The sequence below is a fragment of the Alicyclobacillus suci genome (assembly GCF_017329615.1).
Classification (GTDB): Bacteria; Bacillota; Bacilli; order Alicyclobacillales; family Alicyclobacillaceae; genus Alicyclobacillus; species Alicyclobacillus suci.
On record NZ_JAFMTW010000214.1, the window covers coordinates 1 to 276 of the forward strand.

General features: G+C 43.8%; 1 protein-coding gene. It reads right to left on the reverse strand.

The features are described 5' to 3' along the window. Nucleotides 1-80: 80 nt before the first annotated feature. On the reverse strand, nt 81-276 hold a 196-nt coding region (locus J3482_RS20460), incomplete at its 5' end, for a hypothetical protein (RefSeq protein ID WP_206923125.1).

The following is a 276-nucleotide window of genomic DNA, read 5'->3' on the forward strand; positions in this document are numbered from 1 at the left end:
CTTCCTTCCCATTTTTGCAAGCGTTCTTGGACAGCGAATCCGTCAGTTCTCGGTCAACTTACACCGTCAGTTTTCGGACGTTATGCTATGTCAGTAACAGTACGTTGTGAACGACACCGTGAATCGAATGGACGAGCTTTTTCTTTAGTACTATTCTGTGTCAACATCGGCTGTAAAATCCCCAATAACAGCGGAATACAATTCCCCAAAAATAACGGATTAAATTCCCCAAAATCATCGGGATGAATTCCCCACCCTTTGTCGAATTTACGGCAC